Origin of the sequence: Teredinibacter turnerae T7901, from assembly GCF_000023025.1 — a bacterium.
GTDB classification, from domain to species: domain Bacteria; phylum Pseudomonadota; class Gammaproteobacteria; order Pseudomonadales; family Cellvibrionaceae; genus Teredinibacter; species Teredinibacter turnerae_B.
On sequence record NC_012997.1, the window covers coordinates 3779593 to 3798938 of the forward strand.

Below are 19346 nucleotides of genomic sequence, written 5' to 3' on the forward strand. Positions count from 1 at the left end.
TATATTTCAAATCCGCGGGGGTTTTCGTATGATGAGTCACGGCCCTGGAGGGCGTAATCCTAACAACAGATGTACAAGGTAGGTTTTTAATATGGCGTTACATGAGCGTGCAGGACTCCCGGTGGAGGAGCAGGATCTCACAAACATTCCGCGTTTAATCAGTGAATATTACACGCGAATTCCCACAACGGCAGAACAACCCGTGGCATTTGGTACTTCCGGGCACCGAGGCACGTCATTGACCGGCACCTTCACCGAAACCCATATCGCGGCCGTTTGTCAGGCGCTGGCGGAGTACCGTCAGCAGCAGGGTATTGATGGGCCTATGTATGTCGGTATCGATACCCATGCCCTATCAGAAAGCGCTTTCATCACCTCGGTGGAAGTGCTTACCGCGAATGGCGTACAGCTTATTGTGCAGGCCGGCCGCGGCTACACCCCGACGCCAGTTATCTCTCACGCCATACTGGCATACAACGGCGGGCGTAGCGAACATCTGGCAGACGGTATTGTTATCACGCCATCTCACAATCCCCCGCAGGATGGCGGCTTTAAGTACAACCCACCCAACGGTGGCCCGGCGGATACCGATGTCACACAAATTATTCAGGATCGCGCCAACCAGATTATCGACGATAACAACCGCGAGGTTAAACGCCAGAACTTCAGCACCGCCTGGGCGAGTGATGCAGTCACCGAGTACGATTTTATAAAACCCTATGTGGACGACTTGGGCAAAGTACTGGATATGACAGCTATTGCCAACGCAGGGGTACGCATCGGTGTCGACCCACTCGGTGGCAGCGGCATTGCTTACTGGGATGTAATAGCCGACACCTGGGGCGTAAATATCGAAATGGTGAGCCGCAGAGTCGATCCCAACTTCTCGTTTATGACGCTCGATAAAGATGGAAAAATCCGCATGGATTGTTCCTCACCTTACGCGATGGCGGGCCTGATCGGCATGAAAGACAAGTTCGATATCGCCATCGGCAACGACCCGGATTACGACCGCCACGGCATCGTAACCCCGACCGGTCTGATGAACCCGAACCACTACCTGGCCGTCGCCATTCAATATCTCTTCTCTCACCGCACCCAGTGGAGCAGCGACCTCGCCATTGGCAAAACGCTGGTATCCTCCAGTATGATCGACCGCGTCGCCAGTTCGCTCGGCCGCCAGTTGGCCGAAGTACCTGTCGGCTTTAAATGGTTCGTGGATGGATTGTACGAAGGCCGCTATGGCTTCGGTGGCGAAGAAAGCGCGGGCGCTTCCTTCCTGCGCCGCGACGGGAACGTCTGGTCGACCGATAAAGACGGTATTATTCTCGGCCTTCTTGCTGCAGAAATTTGCGCGGTTACCGAAAAAGACCCGTCGCAACATTACGCCGCCTTAACCGAAGAATTCGGTGCACCGGTGTACACACGTATAGACGCACCCGCAAACTCCGCACAGAAAAACTGCTTGAAAAAACTCAGCGCCGACAGCGTAGCCGCAACGGAACTTGCCGGCGAAGCCATCACCCAAAAACTCACACACGCGCCTGGCAACAACGCCGCAATCGGCGGATTGAAAGTGTGTACAGAAAACGGCTGGTTTGCCGCACGGCCTTCAGGTACAGAGGAGATTTACAAGATTTACGCGGAGAGTTTTAAAGGCAAAGATCACCTGGACTCAATTCTCAGCGAAGCGCAAGAGATTGTAGGGAACACGTTTAAAGCGGCAGGCGTTTAACACTGGAAAACCAAGGTAATTTCTTTGGAAAGGCGAGTACGACTCGCCTTTCCTTCAAGCTACCGCATTCGCTCAAATTCTCACATTTACGATAAACGACGTACTACCCAACTTAAAGTAATCCGTATTCATATAATCGTAACCCAACACGAATTCCACGCGGCGGCGAATATCAAAGCCGACCGCAATACCGACCACCGGGTCCACGCTTTCTTTGGTGTAATTCGCTTTATAGGTGGTGTGTTTTTCTATATCCCACTTAGCTGAATCAAAATCCATATACTCAAATCCTGTCACCTGAGTCTCTCGCACATTACCTTTGGAACGCCAGGCGCTCAGACCGAGCTGTGCCCGGATGAAACCACGACCAAAATAGTGGGTGTAATTGGCGAGAAGGTCGTTTCGCACCAGTTTGAGATCTGGATCGAAATCAAAAATATCTAAAAAATCGGACTCATCCTGGGAGCTCCATCGGTAAGACACCGCGAGGTTTCGCGTGAAGCTGTAGCCCAGGTTCGCGGTCAAACCAACTATTTCATCCTCCTGTTCGAACGGTAAGCCCTCCAGGGTGATGTCTGCGGTACCTATGCCACCCCCCACTAAAAAGGGGTGAAATGCCTCTGCTGCACAGACGGAGGAAAGTAAACTTAAAACAACTGAGCAAGATAATTCTTTAATATTCATCGCGATTGCATCCTGACTATTTCCGGCCCTATATCTCTGATTATTGCGAGAAAATTACATTGGTCCCTAAATCATGCACTGGTAATACCCAACTGCCATAACCTGGACCGGTTTAAAGCGTTTCGAAGTTGAAATAAATCATAGTGCTCGCCCCCCTCAAAAAACATTACGTAAATGTAAATCAGACAAAGTTTTACAAGCTGAACCACTCGGCAGGCAAGCCCGTGATAATTTGGTGATGAATTGGTAATGCTTTCGTTAAGCCTATGACTCGCTCTTTATTTATCGTGTTGCCGTGACAAACAAAAAACACAAGGAGACGAGAAAATGTATGCATCATTAAAGAAAGCCGTTGGGATTACACTGGCCAGCCTGTTAATTACCACCGCGGTGAATGCAGAGCCAGAGCGTGATCGACCGCAACACCAGTATAAAATCACCATCACCAACATTACCAAACACCAAAGCTTTACACCTTTTATAGTCGCCAGCCATAAACCCGCTGTGCATTTTTTCAGCTTGGGCGAACCTGCGAGCGAGGCGATCGCCAATATCGCGGAAGGGGGAGATACCAGCCTCTTGGCGGAACAGCTGTCCAACAGTCGTGGCGTGAGTGATATCGCCAAAAGCGAAGGCTTGCTGGCGGCAGGATCTTCTGTTGAGATAACCATTGCAGCGGCTGCAGGAGTACGCACCCTGTCGCTGGCGGCCATGTTGCTGCCTACCAACGATACCTTTGTAGCGTTGGATGCCGTAGCCCTGCCAACACAGCGTGCGCTGACCTACCTGGCCTACGCTTACGATGCTGGCTCTGAGACAAACAGTGAAACTTGCGCCACAATACCTGGCCCCTTGTGTGGAGGCGTCCCGTTTTCACCAGAAGATTCGGGAGAGGGCTTTGTTCATCTTGCCGCAGGTATCAGCGGCAGTGGGGACATTGACGCGGCAGAATACGATTGGCGCGGCCCCGTCGCAAAAGTGGTGATTGAGCGGCTCTAAGTCGAGATGGAGTTTGGTATATGCCTGTGCAGCTTTGCGGCATCAGCCGATGCGCAGGCTTTTACCGTAAATATGGGCGTCTTCCCGCCCTTTTTTTCGCGGGTAGTAATTTGGGCGAATGCCCAGACAATTGAACCCGCATTTTTCGTACAACCGAATTGCCGCTTCGTTCGACTCACGCACTTCAAGAAAAATCTCTGCTGCGTAATCTTCCAGTATTTCGCACATAGTATCGAGCAACTGGCTTGCGACACCCTGCCCCTGCCACTTTGGATCGACGGAAATAATCAGTATCTCTGCGTCACCGGATGCGATTGAAAACACCGCCTGGGCAATCCACTGGTCACCAATTTTCACACCTGTACAAATATGGCTGCTGGCAATGGAGTCAACGAAGTTGCGTTTGCTCCAGGGAAAAGGGTTTGCTTCGCATTCCAGCGCGTATATATCGTCAAGGTGGGATTGCTGAAAATTGACTAACTCACACGCAGTTCCATTACTGAGCTGGAGCCGGCGTTGAAGGCCATTGTGGATATCGTCGATCATGCATCTACGTCTGCGGTGTGAGCAACTGAAGCGCCTGCCAAACCCCCTTCTTCCACTGAGGTTCGTGCAAAAGCGCTGACAAGCTTGGCAAAACCAGTGCTCGCTTACCGTCGTCTATTGTTATTGTGGTGTAACAGGCCTCGGTAAACCCGCGAGCCAGATCAGCATCGCTGGCAATTACCCGAAAAACATCCTCGCCAAAGAGAAGTAATTGCTTCGATTGGTTGAGCTTTGCTTCCAGCAAAGGTCCCATCATATCTCTGGCGGCGGATAGGTGTTTAGGCTTGTTAGGTAAATCAACCATAGGCCAGTGAATAAGCTCTGACTCTGGTAATACCGATAAAGTATAGACAAGATGACGAAGAAGGTTGTGAAGAAGTGCAGCGGTGGGCAAACCGCTGCCGGCGACATGGCTATCCAACACCAGATATTCCGGAAGTTGCCAGATTTCGAGGGAAAATCTCTCAGCAGGCGCATCCACTGCAGAGGTACTCGCACTGCTGTCTACCCGCGGCTTGGTATCGGGTACCAGGCTCAAGCTGGCGGATTTGCCGAGAATACGCTCGACAGAGACCTCTGTAACGGCAGTCTGAGGCGCCGGAGTTACAGCTGCCTCCGGTGTTTCCAACAGCGCCTCCCCGCCTGCCGCCACGCCGATAAGTCCGGCCACAGAGGCTTGTGCTGGCGAGGGAACCAGCTCGTCTACAGCGGCAAACGAGAGCGGGCGGGACGCTAAAGCGTGAGGCAAGTGCACGCGGGGAACGAACATGTCGATCCCCATGGCCTCCATATAATGCATACGTTGATGTTCATTCATGGCCACAGTTTACCTTGAGCCTGACCACGTCACCAGCGGGCGTTACACCCCGTCTCGCTGCGGGTGGGAGCGTGCAGTACCAGAGTCCAGCAGGTTGAGCGCGTGCAGATACGCTTTCGCCGATGCCGACACAATATCCGTGTCAGATCCAATACCGTTGACGATCACGCCGTCGCGCTCGAGTCTCACTGTCACTTCGCCCTGGGCATCCGCGCCCTGGGTAATGGCGTTAACGGAGTAGAGAAGTTGCTCTGCGCCACTGCTGACGATGCTTTCAATGGCCTTATACACCGCATCGACCGGGCCACTGCCTTCGGCTTCGGCGTCCAGATCCTGGCCCCGCACCTGCAGGCGCAGTTGCGCGACCGGCTTCTCACCGGTTTTCGAGCACACATGCATATCCACAAGCAGATAATGCTCTTCGATATTTTCGTTGGCTTTGCCGGAAATCAGCGTGTGCAGATCCTCATCGAAGATCTCGTGCTTCTTGTCTGCCAGATCCTTAAACCGCGCAAATGCCTGGTTCAATGCATCCTGGCTGTCGAAGGTGATACCGAGCTCTTCAAACCGCGCTTTCACTGCAGCGCGACCAGAGTGCTTACCCAGAACAATTTTGTTCGCGTGCCAGCCAACATCTTCTGCGCGCATGATTTCATAGGTTTCACGATGCTTTAATACGCCATCCTGGTGGATACCGGATTCGTGGGCAAACGCATTAGCGCCAACAATCGCCTTGTTAGGTTGCACTGGGAAACCGGTGATGGAAGATACCAGCCTGGAGGTAGGCACGATATGTTCTGTGACTATGCCCGTTTCGACAGGAAAGATGTCTTTGCGTGTGCGCACCGCCATCACCACTTCTTCCAGCGAGGCATTACCAGCGCGTTCACCAAGGCCGTTAATTGTGCACTCTATCTGGCGCACACCGTTCATCACCGCGGACAAAGAATTGGCCACCGCGAGCCCAAGGTCGTTGTGACAATGGGTAGAGAAGATGGCCTTATCGGCATTGGCAACGGACTCAATAAGGTGGCGGAACATTGCCCCGTATTCACCCGGCTCGCCATAGCCGACAGTGTCAGGCACGTTAATGGTCCCTGCACCTGCATCAATCACCGCTTCAACGATCTTGCACATAAAGTCGAACTCTGAGCGGCTGCCATCCTCAAGCGAGAACTCTACGTTATCCGTGTAATTGCGAGCGCGCTTCACTGCGTGTACCGCCTGCGCCAGCACCGCATCGGGCTCCATCTTCAGCTTGTACTTCATGTGAATTGGCGAGGTCGCGATAAACGTATGGATTCGCGCAGAGTTGGCGCCTTTAAGCGCCTCTGCAGCTCGGTCAATATCGGCATCCACTGCGCGCGCCAAACTGCACACAGTCGAATCTTTCACTGCCTTGGCGACCGCCCGCACTGATTCAAAATCACCCTGACTGGCAATCGCAAACCCGGCTTCGATTACATCAACCTGCATCTTTTCCAGCATTTTGGCAATTCGAATCTTTTCATCGCGGGTCATTGAGGCGCCCGGGCTTTGTTCCCCATCCCTGAGGGTGGTATCGAAAATCACCAGTTTAGGTTTGCTCATTGCGTATCTCCAACAAAATGGCGCCGGCAGTCGTTAGCTCGACACGCGGCGTGCCCATAGCTCCGACGTTTGATAGTGAAAAGTGTAAAAGCCGGGAGGGCTTGCTGCCTGGATGCAGCAGAAATGAAGCGACTGTGACGACACACCACAACCGCATTACCCATAATTGCGCCAGTCTAGGCGCCAGCACGAGCAGAATCAATAATCATCCTAATATTGAGACTGCGCAGAAATAAAATAACAAAATTAGTGCGAAGCAGAGACGACTTGCGCGATTTTTTCCTAAAATCGAACGGATTGAGGGCGGCTTCGCGCCGCCTCTCGCGCATCACATTATCGCGTTGTGATACACCTCTTGCACATCATCGCAATCATTCAGCAAATCGAGAAATTTCTCCATCTGCTCTACGTCTTCCCCTTCAATCTCGGCGTAGGTCTGCGGTACGAAGGTAATTTCCTCCACTTCGAAGTTCACATCACCAAAGGCGTTAGTCAGCGCCGTTTTGGTTTTGAAGAATTCGGTTTGAGGCGCAATAACGGTAATAATGCCATCGTCGTTTTCAATATCCGCCACATCCACGTCTTCTTCCATGAGCGCTTCGAGCACACGCTCTTCGTCGTCGTACGCGAAAGAAAAAATAGCGCGGTGATCAAACATGTGCGCCACAGCACCCTGTCCACCCAGTTTGGCTTTGCCCTTGTTAAAGCAGGTGCGCACATCACCGAAAGTGCGATTGTTGTTGTCGGTCAGGCAGTCCACAATCACCATGCAATTGCCTGGACCAAAACCTTCGAAACGCACTGTAACGAAATCTTCACCGCCACCGCCGCGCGCTTTATCGAGCGCCTTGTCAATAACGTGGCTTGGCACCTGCTCTTTCTTGGCTTTTTCGATCAGTCGGCGCAGCGATAAGTTGCTGTCCACTTCTGCGCCGCCGTTTTTCGCGCACACATAAATTTCTTTACCGTAGCGGGAGTAAAGCTTGGTTTTCATGGCGCCAGTTTTGGCCATGGATGCTTTGCGGTTTTCGTAGGTACGTCCCATGGGGTGTCTCGCTGTTATTCGCTGTTTTTACATAGGAAATAGAAGGCGCGAATTATGCCGCTTTCGCACCGGGTGTGTCACTAGGGCCTTTGCCGCAGGCTAGCGCTTCGCAGAAAAGTCCAGCATGCGCTGGAGAGGCTTCATCGCTTGTTCGGCCAAGCCTAGCTCCACATGGATCTCACAGGTGGCGCTATATGCCTCGAGGTTATCCAGAAGCTGCGCCAGGTTTTCCAATTCATTCATGGCCATCCAGGGGCAATTGGCACAACTGCGGCAGGTGGCACCATTTCCGCCTGTTGGCGCAATATGCAGAACTTTGTCCGGGCTGGCCTGCTGCATTTTGTAGAAAATGCCTTGGTCAGTCGCCACGATAAATTCTTTGTTCGGCAGCCGCTGCGTCGCGGCGATCAATTGACTGGTGGAACCAACAGCGTCCGCGAGCTCGACCACGGATTCAGGTGACTCCGGGTGGACCAGCACGGCAGCGTCCGGGTGCACCTTCTTCAGGTCCAGAATGCCACGCGCTTTGAACTCCTCATGCACAATACAGGAACCATCCCACAGCAATACATCCGCACCAGTCTGCTTTTGCACATAGCTGCCAAGGTATTTGTCCGGCGCCCAGAGTATTTTCTCGCCCTGGCTGTCCAGGTAGTCGACGACATCCAGGGCAATGGCTGAAGTCACCACCCAATCTGCACGCGCTTTTACCGCAGCGGACGTATTAGCGTAAACAACAACTGTGCGGTCCGGGTGCTGATCGCAAAACGCGGAAAACTCATCCGCAGGACAACCCAGATCCAGAGAACAGGTGGCCTCGAGCGTCGGCATAAATACGCGCTTTTCTGGAGACAGAATCTTTGCTGTTTCGCCCATAAACTTCACCCCGGCAACAATCAACGTTTGCGCCGAGTGATCCCTGCCAAAGCGGGCCATTTCCAAAGAATCTGCCACCATTCCCCCGGTCGCCTCAGCCAGCGCCTGAATTTCCGGTGCGGTGTAATAGTGGGCTACTAGCGCCGCGCCATGCTGCTGTAAACGCTCTTTAATGCGTTGAATAAGCTCATCGCTATTCGCAGGCGTGTTATGCGGCTTAGCCAGAGCGGTGTCCAGGTAGGAGTTAACGACTTGTTTTGCAGTGAGGATGTGATCAGACATAGTATTCAGCGCGCTGCCCTATGCTTGAAAGCCTACGCCCTTGGGTAGAATACTTCCAGGCGGGAACGAGAAATGAAAAAGGGGACTAAGCGTCCCCTTTTTCGGTGTTGGTGGGTCGTACTGGATTCGAACCAGTGACCAATTGGTTAAAAGCCAACTGCTCTACCAGCTGAGCTAACGACCCTTAGCATAGTGCTAATCTCTTTCAGGTTGCCCCCGAAAGAGGCGCACATAATAATGATTTAAATTTAAAACACAAGACTTTTTTACAGTTTTCTTGCTGATTTTTTTGTCGTGCATAAAAACCAATCTTGTCGCGTAAATAAACATCAAAGCAATACCGATCAACCCGCGTAACGGGTGGAATCCTCAACACCTGCATCCAAAAATCCGCGACGGCGCAACCGGCAGCTATCGCATTTCCCGCACGCCCGGCCATCGTCGTCCGCCTGATAGCAGCTAACCGTGAGCGCGTAATCAACGTGCAACGCATGGCCGTGGCAGATGATGTCCGCCTTGGAAAGTTCTATTAACGGCGTTTTTATAGCGACGCCTCTGCCTTCCACCCCGGCTTTGGTAGCTAAGTCCGCCATCGCCTGGTAGGCCTTTATGTACTCTGGACGACAGTCCGGGTAACCGGAATAGTCCACCGCATTAACGCCAATAAAAATGGCCTGCGCACCCACCACTTCGGCCCACCCCAGGGCAATAGACAGAAACACTGTATTGCGCGCGGGCACATATGTGACAGGGATTCCACTGGTCTCGCCTTCGGGCACTGAAATGCTGTCATCGGTGAGTGCAGAGCCGCCTATGGTCCGCAGGTCCAGGCTAACAACTTTGTGCTGAGCCGCTCCCATTGCCTGGGCAACTCGCTCCGCAGCCTGAAGCTCCGCGCGATGGCGCTGGCCGTAATCGAAACTCAACGTGAAACACTCGTACCCCTGATCTTTGGCCATAGCCAGTACAGTTGCGGAATCCAGCCCACCGGATACCAACACAACGGCTTTTTTAGACACCTGCCTTGTCCCCCCATAATTGTTTGTGTAATTGCATTTGGAAACGCACTGGCAGTCGATCGTCCAAAATCCATTGGGCTAACTCTGCTGGCGCTAACTGTGTGTAGCTGGGAGAGAAGAATATATCGCCCACCCGGCCGACCAGTTGCTGCTCGTCAAGCATGAAGCGCGCCCACTCGTAATCGGAGCGACTGCAAATGACAAATTTGATCTGATCTTTTGCGGCCAGCAACGGAATATTCGATAACAGATTTTTGTCTCGCTCTCCGGAGTCTGGCGTTTTCAAATCCAGAACGATGCTCACCCGAGTATCGACAGCAGAAATATCCATGGCCCCACTGGTCTCCAACGAAACCGCCAAACCCGCGTCGCACAGGCGCTCCAGAAGAGGGATGCAGTTGGGCTGTGCAAGCGGCTCACCGCCCGTTACACAGACGTGACTGCAACGAAACCCGATAACCAGGGCTTCAATTTCGTCGAGCGATTTTTTTTCTCCACCAAAAAAAGCGTACTCAGAATCACAATACTGACAGCGCAATGGACACCCGGTAAGTCGCACAAAAACCGTGGGCACGCCAACCGTGCGTGCCTCGCCTTGGAGCGAATGAAAAATTTCAGTGATACGAAGGTCTGTCATCGGGCAATACCCGCAGCAGCCCTGGTTTGAGGCTTAATCATCATAGAAAGTAGAAATTCCACGCGAGACGCACTTAATACCGAAGTTGATAGATGGATATGCAAAACTTAGAGTGCGCGCGAATAAAAAGCAAACAGCCGCTGACAAGCAGCGGCTGCGATTGAACGAAGCAAGAGTACAGTGTTTTAACTGCCGAAATTTTCTTGCAAATAATCTCGAGCCAAACGCCCCGCGTTACCTTTCGCCCTAGCTGCACGTTCGAGCAGTGTTTTCGCTTGCGCGTCGTCCCCCATTAAGTGGTGAACTTTGCCTAATTTAAACTGGGCATCGGCAACTTTGGGGTGATCAGGAAACTCGCTCAAGAGCTGAGAAAACCACTGTCGCGATGTTTCCAGCTCACCCTTCAACAGATAAATCTCTCCGAGCCAATAAAGCGCATTTCCTGCGTAACGGCCTTTGGGATAATTCTGTAAGTGCTCTTTGAGCTTCACCACCGCAGCATCATAGTTTTGCTGCTTTAACACTAAATCAATGGCCGCCCGATAGCTTTTGAGCTCGTCGGCAGGAGAGGCCGTACCCGCGTTTTCACTCGCCGAAGGAACCGAGGCGGCGGCCGGGCTAGCAACAGAACTGATCGCACCACTGCCAAGCTGACTTAGCCGTCGGTCGAGATCGAGGTAGTCATCGAGCCGTTGCTGCTTTAAGCGTTTGAGTTCGTGTGTCTGCGTTTCAACCAGGCCCCGCAACTCCAGAACTTCCTGCTGCAACACCTGAAGCTGGTAGTACAACTCGGCGACCTGCTGGTTGCCAGTAGTAGTTTGTTGGGTAGGCTGACTGGGCGGCGCTTGCGTTGTTCCGCGCGAGGAGGGAGAGCGGTCGACGACTTCGACCTGAGCGTAACTTAAACAAGCCGCTGTCAGAGAGACAGCGGCGAGTATGGATCTATACATATGGCGATTTTAACGTCCGTCTTAGAGAACGATTTCTACACGACGGTTCATAGCCCAGGATGACTCACTGCTGCCCATTTGCGCAGGACGCTCTTCACCGTAGCTGACAGTTTCGATCAGGGAAGAATCAACACCTTGCAGGATCAGGAAGTCGCGAACCGCATTCGCACGACGCTCACCTAAAGCCATGTTGTACTCGCGAGTACCACGCTCATCGGCGTGACCTTCTAAACGTACTGACTTAGGAGCAGCTTTCAATACTTCCGCGTAAACCATCAAAGCAGAACGCGCGTCTGCACGCAGAATAGACTGGTCGAAATCGAAGTAGAAAACAGTGGCTACGCCATTCAGCGCATCGTAAGGATCGACTGTTTCAGTGGTGTCTTCATATGCTGAAGTATCAGTGCTGGCAGAATCGTTTGCAGCTGAATCAGTTTCGTCCTTCTTGGTACTGGAAGAACAACCAGCCAACAGGCCAAAAACAGCAACCAAGGTAATCAAGGATTTTAAGATGTTACTCATTTTTATCACTCCCAAGTGTTAATAATAGCGTTTCAAACCTGTTTGTTAACCCACTCACTTTTTGACGAAAGGAGACCACGCAGGTTCCCTCACATCACCTTGTTTTGAGGGCAATCGGAATTTAACTCCTGCATCCATAGAAACTGCAGCCAAAACCCCTTTATCGTTGTACTTTGTAGCATACAAAAGCATCGCGCCATTAGGCGCTATACTCGGCGATTCGTCAAGCCAGGTTTCGGTGAGAATCCGCATGTCGCCAGAGGCTATATCTTGCCATGCTATGTGAAATACGCCTTTATAGCGATGAACCATGACAAGACTTTTACCGTCCGGTGTCACACGCGGTCTGGCGTTATAATCTCCTTCGAAGGTTAAGCGTTCTACCCGCCCGGTTTCAAGCCCCACTTGATAAATTTGTGGGTTACCACCGCGATTCGAAGTAAATATTAGTCCCTTCCCGTCTGCCGTCCAGTTGGGTTCGGTATCAATTGCAAAATGATTGGTGACGCGGGTCAACTTTTTACTCGCAATATCCAATGTGTACAGTTCCGGGTTGCCATCTTTCGACAACACCATAGCCAGTTTTGAATCGTCCGGTGACCAGGCAGGCGCTCCATTAAGCCCTTTAAAGTTTGTTAATTGTTCGCGCACACCCGTTAACAGATTTTGTCGAAAAATTGCGGGTCGGCCGGTTTCAAATGAAACATAAGCCACCTGTGTCATATCGTTGGACCAGGTGGGCGAAAGAAGTGGTTCGCTGGTGGTAAAAAGCACTTTCTCGCGGGCGCCGTCAGCATCCGCTTTCACCAGACGATAACGACCGGCACCTTCCCGTCGTAAATCTTCAATATAGAGAATTTTAGTGGAGAAGGCCCCGCGAATACCGGTCAAGGTTTGATAAAGAACATCGCTTATTTCGTGAGCAATATCTCTGAGCTCTGCGACACTCCCTGTAATAGTTTTCTGCATCACATTGCGCTGACCGAGCACATCGTAAAGCTGGAAATCAACAATGTAGTCGTCTGCCGCACCAACCGCAGCTTCGCGTACCTGACCGATCACCAGATATTCAACACCGAGTATTCGCCAGTCCCGGTAAAAAATGTCCTGCTGTCGCGATGGAAGTGAGAGCATATCCGACGGTGCCAGTGGGCGAAAAAACCCGCTGCGCAATAAATCCGATGAAACAATCTGCTGGATATTTTCCGGCAGATCACCACTTCCCGAAAATGGAACTATGGCGATAGGGGTTGGGTTATCCATCCCCTGGGTGATCTCAATCATCAACTCGGCGCGAGTCGACAGCGATAACAGTAGAAGGAGTGGTATCAAAACCATCCGATAAATCATTGGCGTAAATCCTCCGGCTGGAAAGCCAAACTGAATTTGCGAAAGTGCCGCTCAAACACATCGATAGGAATATCTTTTACTTCGGGAATCACTTCAACTTTTTTCACCGCCGCAATAGCGGAGCGGTCGAACGCACTGTTGCCGCTGCTTTTTTTCAAATTAACGTCGATAATCCGCCCATTGGGTACCATATCAATCGTCAGTTCACACCGCATGCCGTTGCGCGCTGAGGGTGGACGACTCCACTGTTGCTCAATCCGGCGCTGGATAACATCAGCATAGCTTTGCGCGACCGTGGCAGATTCATCTGCTGCGAGCAAGCCCTGCTCTTCTTTGAGCGCTTCAGCAAACTCTTGTTGCATTCGCTCCCGCTTTTGCTGTTCCATTTCGCGCTGTTGCTGAGCGAGCTTTTCGCGCTCTTCTTTCTCACGCTGTTTTTTTTCCGCACGGCGTTTAGCTTCAGCCTCTTTATCTGCCTGAATTTTCAGCTGACGTTGCTTCTCCGCTGCGCGCTTTTGGATTTCCTGCGCTTTTCGCTGCGCCGTGAGATCGACCACTTTAGGCTTTTTAGGGGCAGAAGCCGGTTTCGCTTTTTTCTCCAGTTCGACCAACTTTGCTTCTATATATTGTGGCGCAACGACTTTACGCGGAGGCGGGGTAGAGCCGAAGTTGACAAACAATACAGCCACCACCAAGCCGTGCAAAATAACACTGACGGCGATTGGAAAAGCGTAGGATCGAGCGAGCATCAGTTAACCGGCGGCTCCGTCACCAGACCCACCGATGGCGCACCCGCAGCCTGTAACTGGGTCATCAGAGCAACCACAATACCGTATTCCACCTTGGCATCACCCCACACCAGAACGGGTGTGGCTGGCTTTTGGCGCAGCACCTTGCCCACCATGCTGGTTATTTCCGGCAAGGGTTTTGCGGTTTCCGGTTTATCGCCAAGTTTCAGGTAGTAGGTTCCGTCCGGCTTGATCGAGACGATCAACGGCTCGTCATCTTTATTGTCGATGGGGGCGGAGGGCGCCTGCGGCAAATCGACTTTGACCCCCTGCATTAAAAGTGGCGCTGTCACCATAAACACGACCAACAGTACCAACATGACGTCGATATAAGGTACGACGTTTATTTCCGCCATTGGCTTGCGCTTCTTATTGGACATAATCAGCTCTTGGCGTGGACCTGGCGATGGAGGATTGAAGAAAATTCTTCTGCGAACGTCTGATACTTGCCAGTGAGTTGCTCCGCATTTGCAGAAAAACGGTTATACGCAAGCACGGCGGGAATTGCCGCGAACAGTCCCATCGCTGTCGCTACCAGGGCTTCGGAAATGCCGGGCGCGACAGTGGCAAGTGTCGCCTGGTGTACATTCGCCAACCCACGGAATGAGTTCATAATGCCCCAGACAGTGCCAAACAAGCCAATATAGGGGCTGACAGAGGCGACGCTGGCAAGAAATGGCAGGTTGGCCTCCAGTTTTTCCTCTTCGCGACTGTGCGCAACCCGCATGGCGCGCTGGGTGCCTTCCATAATGGCATCAGGGTCTGTACTGCCCTGCTGACGCAGGCGGGTAAATTCTTTAAAGCCCGCGCGAAAAATATTCTCGATGCCATCGGTACTATGTTTATTCGCTCCACTATTACCCTGGCGATAAAGCTGCGTGAGGTCGATGCCCGACCAAAATTGCGATTCAAATTCGCGGAAAGCCTGCCGGGCGCGCCCCTGGTACATGCCACGTTGAACAATCATCACCCAGGATACGGCAGACGCCATAAACAGCAGCAGCATAACCAGCTGAACAAGAAGGCTGGCATTGAGCACGAGATTAAGAATAGAAAGAGGTTCTTGGTTCATTTACTGCGGTTCTCCCATTAATTCTTTTGCAGTAGCGATTAATTGTTTCGGCAGGGGCGTCGGTTTCATGGTGTCGCGTGTGACACAGGCCACCTTCACACGCCCACGGCACAAACAGGTGTCTCCGCGCATCACCGTTTGGGAAAAGACAATAAATGTTCGCGCTACCCGCTCAAACACCGCACTGGCCATCAGTTCATCATCGAGCCGGGCAGGTGCAAGATAATTAACTTCTGCGGAAGCGACGACCATCAGCAGGTCGCCGTTCAGTGTTGCAGCCTTGCCGTAGCCAAGAGATCGCAACAGTTCGGTGCGGGCGCGCTCCATAAATTTCAAGTAATTCACGTAGTAAACAATTCCGCCAGCGTCCGTGTCTTCTATATAGACACGCATTGGCACAGAAAATTCTTTCAAAACAGTCGTCCCTACGCTCTTAAAGGCGGGTTAACAGGCGAATATCGCCCGTTGTATGCGGTTTTCAGATTCCAGGAAGCGAATCTTGCTGCTGGCTTTCCAGGTGTTTTGGCGCCAAAATTCCAAAGTGATTATACGCGTTCTGTGTCGCCATTCGACCTCGAGGCGTTCGCACCAGAAATCCCTGCTGGATCAAATAAGGCTCCAGCACGTCTTCGATAGTGTCCCGCTCCTCACTGATTGCTGCGGCTAAGCTGTCCACACCCACCGGGCCACCACCAAACTTTTCTATTAATGCCAGCAGTAACCGTCGGTCCATATGATCGAACCCGTGGTGATCGACATTCAACATATTGAGCGCACTATCGGCGATTGCGGCGGTGATTACGCCATCGCCTTTGACCTCCGCATAATCTCTCACCCTGCGCAATAAGCGATTGGCAATCCGCGGTGTACCCCTTGCGCGCCGCGCGATCTCCATGCCGCCAGCCTCTTCCATTGCGACGCCACTGAGTTGCGCACTGCGTTTCACAATATGTGTAAGATCCTGCACGCTGTAGAATTCCAGCCGCTGCACAATGCCGAAGCGGTCGCGCAGCGGCGAGGTAAGCAGCCCCGCGCGCGTGGTCGCGCCGACGAGGGTAAATGGTGGTAAGTCCAGCTTAATGGAACGCGCTGCAGGACCGTCGCCAATCATGATGTCGAGCTGAAAATCCTCCATTGCGGGGTACAGAATTTCTTCGACAACCGGGCTTAAACGGTGGATTTCATCAATAAACAGCACATCGCCCGCTTCTAAGTTGGTCATCAGCGCGGCGAGATCGCCCGCTTTGTCCAGCACCGGGCCAGAGGTGGTTTTGAGATCGCCGCCCATTTCGGTAGCGATAATATTGGCGAGCGTTGTTTTACCCAATCCCGGCGGACCAAATACCAGAGTGTGGTCCAGAGCCTCCTCGCGCAGGCGGGCCGCCCCGATAAAAATTTCCATCTGCTCACGCACTGCGGGCTGACCAATGTATTCCGCCAGACGTTTGGGGCGAACAGCGCGGTCCAACTGGTCTTCGCGGCCACTGGCATGGCCGTCGACAATACGATCCTGATCAATCATAAATGAGCTTTCACTGGGTATAAAAACGTCGTTATTATGCCGGGATCATATTGCGCAACGCCAGCCGGATAAGATCCTCACTGCGGGTGATCTCGTCGCTGGTTACCCGGGCAACCGCCTTGCTCGCTTCCACCGGCTTGTAACCCAGAGCCACCAACGCGCTTTCGGCTTCGGCGACAATGGCGTTTTGCGAGGGAGCCGCGCTATCCAATGCGACCAGGCTTCCGGTCGCATCGACGCTCGGGGTCACCTGCCAGCTCTTAAGCTTGTCCCGCATTTCAATAATTAAGCGCTCAGCGGTTTTTTTGCCAACCCCCGGCACCTTCACCAGCGCATTCAGGTTGTCCTCGAGAATGCAGCGCACAATATCGTTGGTTTCCATCGACATGATGCCCACTGCCATTTTTGGCCCCACCCCGTTCACCTTTATTAGCATGCGGAAAAATTCACGGTCTTGCTGATCGATAAACCCAAACAGTTGCTGCGACGTTTCGCTGACAGCGAAATGGGTATGTAGAACCACTTTGGCGTCCAGCTCCGGTAACTGGTAAAAGGTGGACATGGGCGCAAGCAAGTCATAGCCCACACCGTTGATATCCACCATCAGATTAGGCGCCTGTTTTACCACCAGGTTTCCCGTTAGTCTGCCTATCATGTTTTGTCTCTCGCGTGTTTCACTATACGGTTCGGCCGCGACGGTAACGCCGCGCGCCCGCCATGCGAATCAGGTTTTGTTGACTATTGGCGTGGCAAATAGCCACGGCGAGGGCGTCTGCGGCATCTTCCGCGGGCGCTTTGCTGAGCTTGAGCAGCGTACAGACCATGTGCTGTACCTGGAGTTTGTCCGCGGCACCTGTACCTACCACCGCCTGTTTGACTTTGCGCGCTTCGTATTCAGACACCGGCAGATCCTTATTGACGGCAGCGACGATGGCCGCACCACGCGCCTGCCCCAATTTCAAAGCGGAACCCGCACTCTTTGCCATAAACACATTTTCTATCGCAAATTCCTGCGGCTGATACTGCTCGATAATTTCACTGAGCGAATCGAAGATCACTTTCAAACGTTCGGCAAGGCAGTCCGCCACTAACAGCGGCTGGGGGATACGCACTACACCACTGGCAACGTAGCCTAAACGACTCCCTGTGGCGTTGATTATCCCGTAGCCCATTTTGCGTGAACCGGGATCAACCCCAAGAATTAATGGCATAACCGAAAACCTTACCTTTGCTTGTCAGAGCCGAACTTTAACACACCTTCGACAGGGCCTCCGCTAGACAAGCACTTCAGAGCAAGCCCAACGGGTGGGAGCCAGTCCGGTTTCGCGTTACACTTGATTGCGAAGGAACAGCCCTAAAAACTACGTGCCTATGAATGCCCTATTGTCATCGTTGCTGGGAAGTTTGCGAGACCTATTACCCATCGTGCTGGTCATCGCTTTTTTTCAGCTCGCGGTCTTACAGCAACCCCTGCCCGATATCGCCTCCATTTTACTGGGCCTCGTGTTTGTGGTGCTCGGGCTAACCCTGTTCATCCAAGGCTTGGAATTGGGATTGTTTCCCATCGGCGAAACCATGGCCCATGCTTTTGCGCGTAAAGGCAGTGTGGTTTGGCTGCTGCTGTTTGCGTTCAGCCTGGGGTTCGGTACCACCGTCGCCGAACCCGCATTGATCGCGGTCGCCGCAGAAGCGGCTGATGTTGCAGCCGCAGGGGGGGTAATTGAGGAAACAGACAGCGCCAAGAAAACCTATGCAACCGGGCTGAGGCTTACCGTAGCGCTCTCTGTGGGCTTCGCCATCGTGATTGGCGTGTTACGTATATTAAAAGGCTGGCCGATTCATTACCTGATCATTGGCGGTTACGTGGCCGTTATCGTCATCACCGGGTTCGCACCCAAAGAGATCGTTGGCATCGCCTATGACAGCGGCGGCGTAACGACCTCGACAATTACTGTGCCTCTGGTTACCGCGCTCGGTGTCGGTCTCGCCTCAGCGATCAAGGGCCGCAACCCGATGCTCGACGGGTTTGGCCTTATCGCTTTCGCCTCACTGACCCCCATGATATTTGTCATGATCTACGGCATTTTATTGTAAGGAACATCCATATGGCCTTACTGACAGAATTTATCGGCGTTTTTATCGCCACCTTGCGTGATGTGCTGCCAATCGCCGGCATCCTGTTTGGCTTTCAGCTTTTTGTAATCCGCAAACCGATTCCTAATCTGGCCAATGTGCTGCTTGGCTTCTTCCTTGTATTGCTCGGCCTTACGTTTTTTCTCCTGGGCTTACAAGAAGCCCTTTTCCCGATCGGGCGCCTAATGGCAGAGCAGCTTACCGCCATGAGTGATACCGGTGTTGGCTTCTTGTGGGTGTACCTGTTTGCCTTCGCAATCGGCGCGGCCACAACTATCGCAGAGCCCTCGCTTATCGCCGTTGCAATAAAAGCACAGCAAGTATCTGGTGGTGCGATTGGCGTGTGGGGCCTGCGTATTTCCGTCGCCTTGGGCGTCGCAGTCGGTATCACCCTCGGCGCCTGGCGAATCGTTACTGGCTACCCTATTCACTGGTTCATCATCGTGGGCTATATCATCGTAGTCATCCAGACGTTTCTCGCTCCACGCACCATTGTCCCGCTCGCCTATGACTCCGGCGGTGTCACAACGTCCACAGTGACTGTGCCGCTGGTGGCCGCACTCGGGCTCGGTCTGGCTGAACATATTCCCGGGCGCAGCCCGCTTATTGACGGCTTTGGGCTCATTGCCTTTGCCAGTCTGTTTCCAATAATGTCGGTGATGGCCTACGCACAACTCGCCGCCTGGACCGCCGCCCGGCAGGCTCGCCACAATATCGAGGCAGATGAGTTCGAAGGCACCGCAAACCTGACAACTGATTCGGCCACTAAGGAGTAATTC

Annotated in this window: 22 protein-coding genes and 1 tRNA gene; 4 read left to right on the forward strand and 19 right to left on the reverse strand. The window is 52.7% G+C overall.

Annotated elements, in window-relative coordinates; genetic code table 11:
* Positions 1-91: 91 nt before the first annotated feature.
* The gene (gene pgm, locus TERTU_RS15115; RefSeq protein WP_015818659.1) at positions 92-1735 is read left to right on the forward strand and encodes a phosphoglucomutase (alpha-D-glucose-1,6-bisphosphate-dependent); all 1644 of its coding nucleotides are present in this window, start codon (positions 92-94) and stop codon (positions 1733-1735) included.
* Between the two features lie 72 nt (positions 1736-1807).
* Here pgm and TERTU_RS15120 read toward each other — a convergent pair whose 3' ends face one another.
* Positions 1808-2419, reverse strand: coding sequence for an outer membrane beta-barrel protein (locus TERTU_RS15120; protein ID WP_015818197.1), 612 nt, complete (start codon positions 2417-2419; stop codon positions 1808-1810).
* A gap of 327 nt (positions 2420-2746) precedes the next feature.
* On the opposite strand from TERTU_RS15120, the gene TERTU_RS15125 reads away from it, so the two are divergent.
* Entirely contained in the window at positions 2747-3418 is a 672-nt protein-coding gene (locus TERTU_RS15125; protein WP_015819387.1) for a spondin domain-containing protein, read from the forward strand.
* Between the two features lie 42 nt (positions 3419-3460).
* On the opposite strand, the gene rimI is transcribed toward TERTU_RS15125, so the two are convergent.
* The 18 genes from rimI to ruvC all read right to left on the reverse strand — a co-directional run bounded on the left by rimI (position 3461) and on the right by ruvC (position 17645).
* Entirely contained in the window at positions 3461-3964 is a 504-nt protein-coding gene (gene rimI / locus TERTU_RS15130; RefSeq protein ID WP_015819190.1) for a ribosomal protein S18-alanine N-acetyltransferase, read from the reverse strand.
* 4 nt (positions 3965-3968) lie between these two features.
* Positions 3969-4781 carry a hypothetical protein gene (locus TERTU_RS15135; protein WP_015818755.1) on the reverse strand — a complete coding sequence of 271 codons (813 nt, stop codon included), beginning with the start codon at positions 4779-4781 and terminating at the stop codon, positions 3969-3971.
* 42 nt (positions 4782-4823) lie between these two features.
* Positions 4824-6371, reverse strand: coding sequence for a 2-isopropylmalate synthase (locus TERTU_RS15140; protein WP_015819563.1), 1548 nt, complete (start codon positions 6369-6371; stop codon positions 4824-4826).
* Positions 6372-6699: 328 nt separating this feature from the next.
* Complete coding sequence (locus TERTU_RS15145; protein WP_015820479.1) at positions 6700-7416, reverse strand: YebC/PmpR family DNA-binding transcriptional regulator; 717 nt, start codon at positions 7414-7416, stop codon at positions 6700-6702.
* A gap of 99 nt (positions 7417-7515) precedes the next feature.
* Entirely contained in the window at positions 7516-8574 is a 1059-nt protein-coding gene (gene nadA, locus TERTU_RS15150; protein ID WP_015819965.1) for a quinolinate synthase NadA, read from the reverse strand.
* Between the two features lie 108 nt (positions 8575-8682).
* A tRNA-Lys gene (locus TERTU_RS15155) sits at positions 8683-8758 on the reverse strand.
* A gap of 160 nt (positions 8759-8918) precedes the next feature.
* Positions 8919-9593, reverse strand: coding sequence for a 7-cyano-7-deazaguanine synthase QueC (queC, locus tag TERTU_RS15160; protein ID WP_015817092.1), 675 nt, complete (start codon positions 9591-9593; stop codon positions 8919-8921).
* A complete protein-coding gene (gene queE, locus TERTU_RS15165; protein ID WP_015818674.1) occupies positions 9586-10230 on the reverse strand; it encodes a 7-carboxy-7-deazaguanine synthase QueE in 645 nt (214 codons plus the stop codon). Before queE ends, queC begins: the two co-directional genes overlap by 8 nt.
* Before the next feature lie 185 nt (positions 10231-10415).
* Positions 10416-11180: a tetratricopeptide repeat protein gene (locus TERTU_RS15170; protein ID WP_015817531.1), complete on the reverse strand. Its 765-nt coding sequence runs from the start codon at positions 11178-11180 to the stop codon at positions 10416-10418.
* Positions 11181-11201: 21 nt separating this feature from the next.
* Positions 11202-11702: a peptidoglycan-associated lipoprotein Pal gene (gene pal, locus TERTU_RS15175; RefSeq protein WP_015818188.1), complete on the reverse strand. Its 501-nt coding sequence runs from the start codon at positions 11700-11702 to the stop codon at positions 11202-11204.
* A gap of 54 nt (positions 11703-11756) precedes the next feature.
* Positions 11757-13052, reverse strand: a complete 1296-nt coding sequence (tolB, locus tag TERTU_RS15180) for a Tol-Pal system beta propeller repeat protein TolB (RefSeq protein WP_015817732.1) — start codon at positions 13050-13052, stop codon at positions 11757-11759.
* Positions 13049-13801 (reverse strand): cell envelope integrity protein TolA, encoded by a 753-nt coding sequence (gene tolA / locus TERTU_RS15185; RefSeq protein ID WP_015819077.1) that lies wholly within the window; start codon positions 13799-13801, stop codon positions 13049-13051. Before tolA ends, tolB begins: the two co-directional genes overlap by 4 nt.
* Positions 13801-14220, reverse strand: a complete 420-nt coding sequence (gene tolR, locus TERTU_RS15190; protein ID WP_015818651.1) for a protein TolR — start codon at positions 14218-14220, stop codon at positions 13801-13803. Before tolR ends, tolA begins: the two co-directional genes overlap by 1 nt.
* A gap of 2 nt (positions 14221-14222) precedes the next feature.
* Positions 14223-14912 (reverse strand): protein TolQ, encoded by a 690-nt coding sequence (gene tolQ / locus TERTU_RS15195; protein WP_015819216.1) that lies wholly within the window; start codon positions 14910-14912, stop codon positions 14223-14225.
* Positions 14913-15326: a tol-pal system-associated acyl-CoA thioesterase gene (ybgC, locus tag TERTU_RS15200; protein WP_015819730.1), complete on the reverse strand. Its 414-nt coding sequence runs from the start codon at positions 15324-15326 to the stop codon at positions 14913-14915.
* 64 nt (positions 15327-15390) lie between these two features.
* Positions 15391-16434: a Holliday junction branch migration DNA helicase RuvB gene (gene ruvB / locus TERTU_RS15205; protein WP_015817304.1), complete on the reverse strand. Its 1044-nt coding sequence runs from the start codon at positions 16432-16434 to the stop codon at positions 15391-15393.
* A 34-nt stretch (positions 16435-16468) separates the two neighbouring features.
* Positions 16469-17089: a Holliday junction branch migration protein RuvA gene (gene ruvA / locus TERTU_RS15210; protein WP_015820905.1), complete on the reverse strand. Its 621-nt coding sequence runs from the start codon at positions 17087-17089 to the stop codon at positions 16469-16471.
* 22 nt (positions 17090-17111) lie between these two features.
* A complete protein-coding gene (gene ruvC, locus TERTU_RS15215) occupies positions 17112-17645 on the reverse strand; it encodes a crossover junction endodeoxyribonuclease RuvC (protein WP_015816874.1) in 534 nt (177 codons plus the stop codon).
* A 160-nt stretch (positions 17646-17805) separates the two neighbouring features.
* Here ruvC and TERTU_RS15220 point away from each other — a divergent pair, with 160 nt between their 5' ends.
* Together TERTU_RS15220 and TERTU_RS15225 are read left to right on the forward strand one after the other, a co-directional pair.
* A complete protein-coding gene (locus TERTU_RS15220; RefSeq protein WP_015817323.1) occupies positions 17806-18528 on the forward strand; it encodes a DUF1538 family protein in 723 nt (240 codons plus the stop codon).
* An 11-nt stretch (positions 18529-18539) separates the two neighbouring features.
* Positions 18540-19343, forward strand: a complete 804-nt coding sequence (locus TERTU_RS15225; RefSeq protein WP_015817411.1) for a DUF1538 domain-containing protein — start codon at positions 18540-18542, stop codon at positions 19341-19343.
* Positions 19344-19346: the final 3 nt, after the last annotated feature.

Coding starts and splice junctions, on each gene's coding strand:
- pal (WP_015818188.1), bottom strand. CDS start 11,702: ATGAGTAACATCTTAAAATCCTTGATTACCTTGGTTGCTGTTTTTGGC.
- TERTU_RS15220 (WP_015817323.1), top strand. CDS start 17,806: ATGAATGCCCTATTGTCATCGTTGCTGGGAAGTTTGCGAGACCTATTA.
- TERTU_RS15120 (WP_015818197.1), bottom strand. CDS start 2,419: ATGAATATTAAAGAATTATCTTGCTCAGTTGTTTTAAGTTTACTTTCC.
- tolB (WP_015817732.1), bottom strand. CDS start 13,052: ATGATTTATCGGATGGTTTTGATACCACTCCTTCTACTGTTATCGCTG.
- queE (WP_015818674.1), bottom strand. CDS start 10,230: ATGACAGACCTTCGTATCACTGAAATTTTTCATTCGCTCCAAGGCGAG.
- ruvB (WP_015817304.1), bottom strand. CDS start 16,434: ATGATTGATCAGGATCGTATTGTCGACGGCCATGCCAGTGGCCGCGAA.
- TERTU_RS15170 (WP_015817531.1), bottom strand. CDS start 11,180: ATGTATAGATCCATACTCGCCGCTGTCTCTCTGACAGCGGCTTGTTTA.
- tolQ (WP_015819216.1), bottom strand. CDS start 14,912: ATGAACCAAGAACCTCTTTCTATTCTTAATCTCGTGCTCAATGCCAGC.
- ruvC (WP_015816874.1), bottom strand. CDS start 17,645: ATGCCATTAATTCTTGGGGTTGATCCCGGTTCACGCAAAATGGGCTAC.
- pgm (WP_015818659.1), top strand. CDS start 92: ATGGCGTTACATGAGCGTGCAGGACTCCCGGTGGAGGAGCAGGATCTC.
- TERTU_RS15145 (WP_015820479.1), bottom strand. CDS start 7,416: ATGGGACGTACCTACGAAAACCGCAAAGCATCCATGGCCAAAACTGGC.
- TERTU_RS15225 (WP_015817411.1), top strand. CDS start 18,540: ATGGCCTTACTGACAGAATTTATCGGCGTTTTTATCGCCACCTTGCGT.
- tolR (WP_015818651.1), bottom strand. CDS start 14,220: ATGTCCAATAAGAAGCGCAAGCCAATGGCGGAAATAAACGTCGTACCT.
- ruvA (WP_015820905.1), bottom strand. CDS start 17,089: ATGATAGGCAGACTAACGGGAAACCTGGTGGTAAAACAGGCGCCTAAT.
- TERTU_RS15140 (WP_015819563.1), bottom strand. CDS start 6,371: ATGAGCAAACCTAAACTGGTGATTTTCGATACCACCCTCAGGGATGGG.
- nadA (WP_015819965.1), bottom strand. CDS start 8,574: ATGTCTGATCACATCCTCACTGCAAAACAAGTCGTTAACTCCTACCTG.
- rimI (WP_015819190.1), bottom strand. CDS start 3,964: ATGATCGACGATATCCACAATGGCCTTCAACGCCGGCTCCAGCTCAGT.
- TERTU_RS15135 (WP_015818755.1), bottom strand. CDS start 4,781: ATGAATGAACATCAACGTATGCATTATATGGAGGCCATGGGGATCGAC.
- tolA (WP_015819077.1), bottom strand. CDS start 13,801: ATGCTCGCTCGATCCTACGCTTTTCCAATCGCCGTCAGTGTTATTTTG.
- TERTU_RS15125 (WP_015819387.1), top strand. CDS start 2,747: ATGTATGCATCATTAAAGAAAGCCGTTGGGATTACACTGGCCAGCCTG.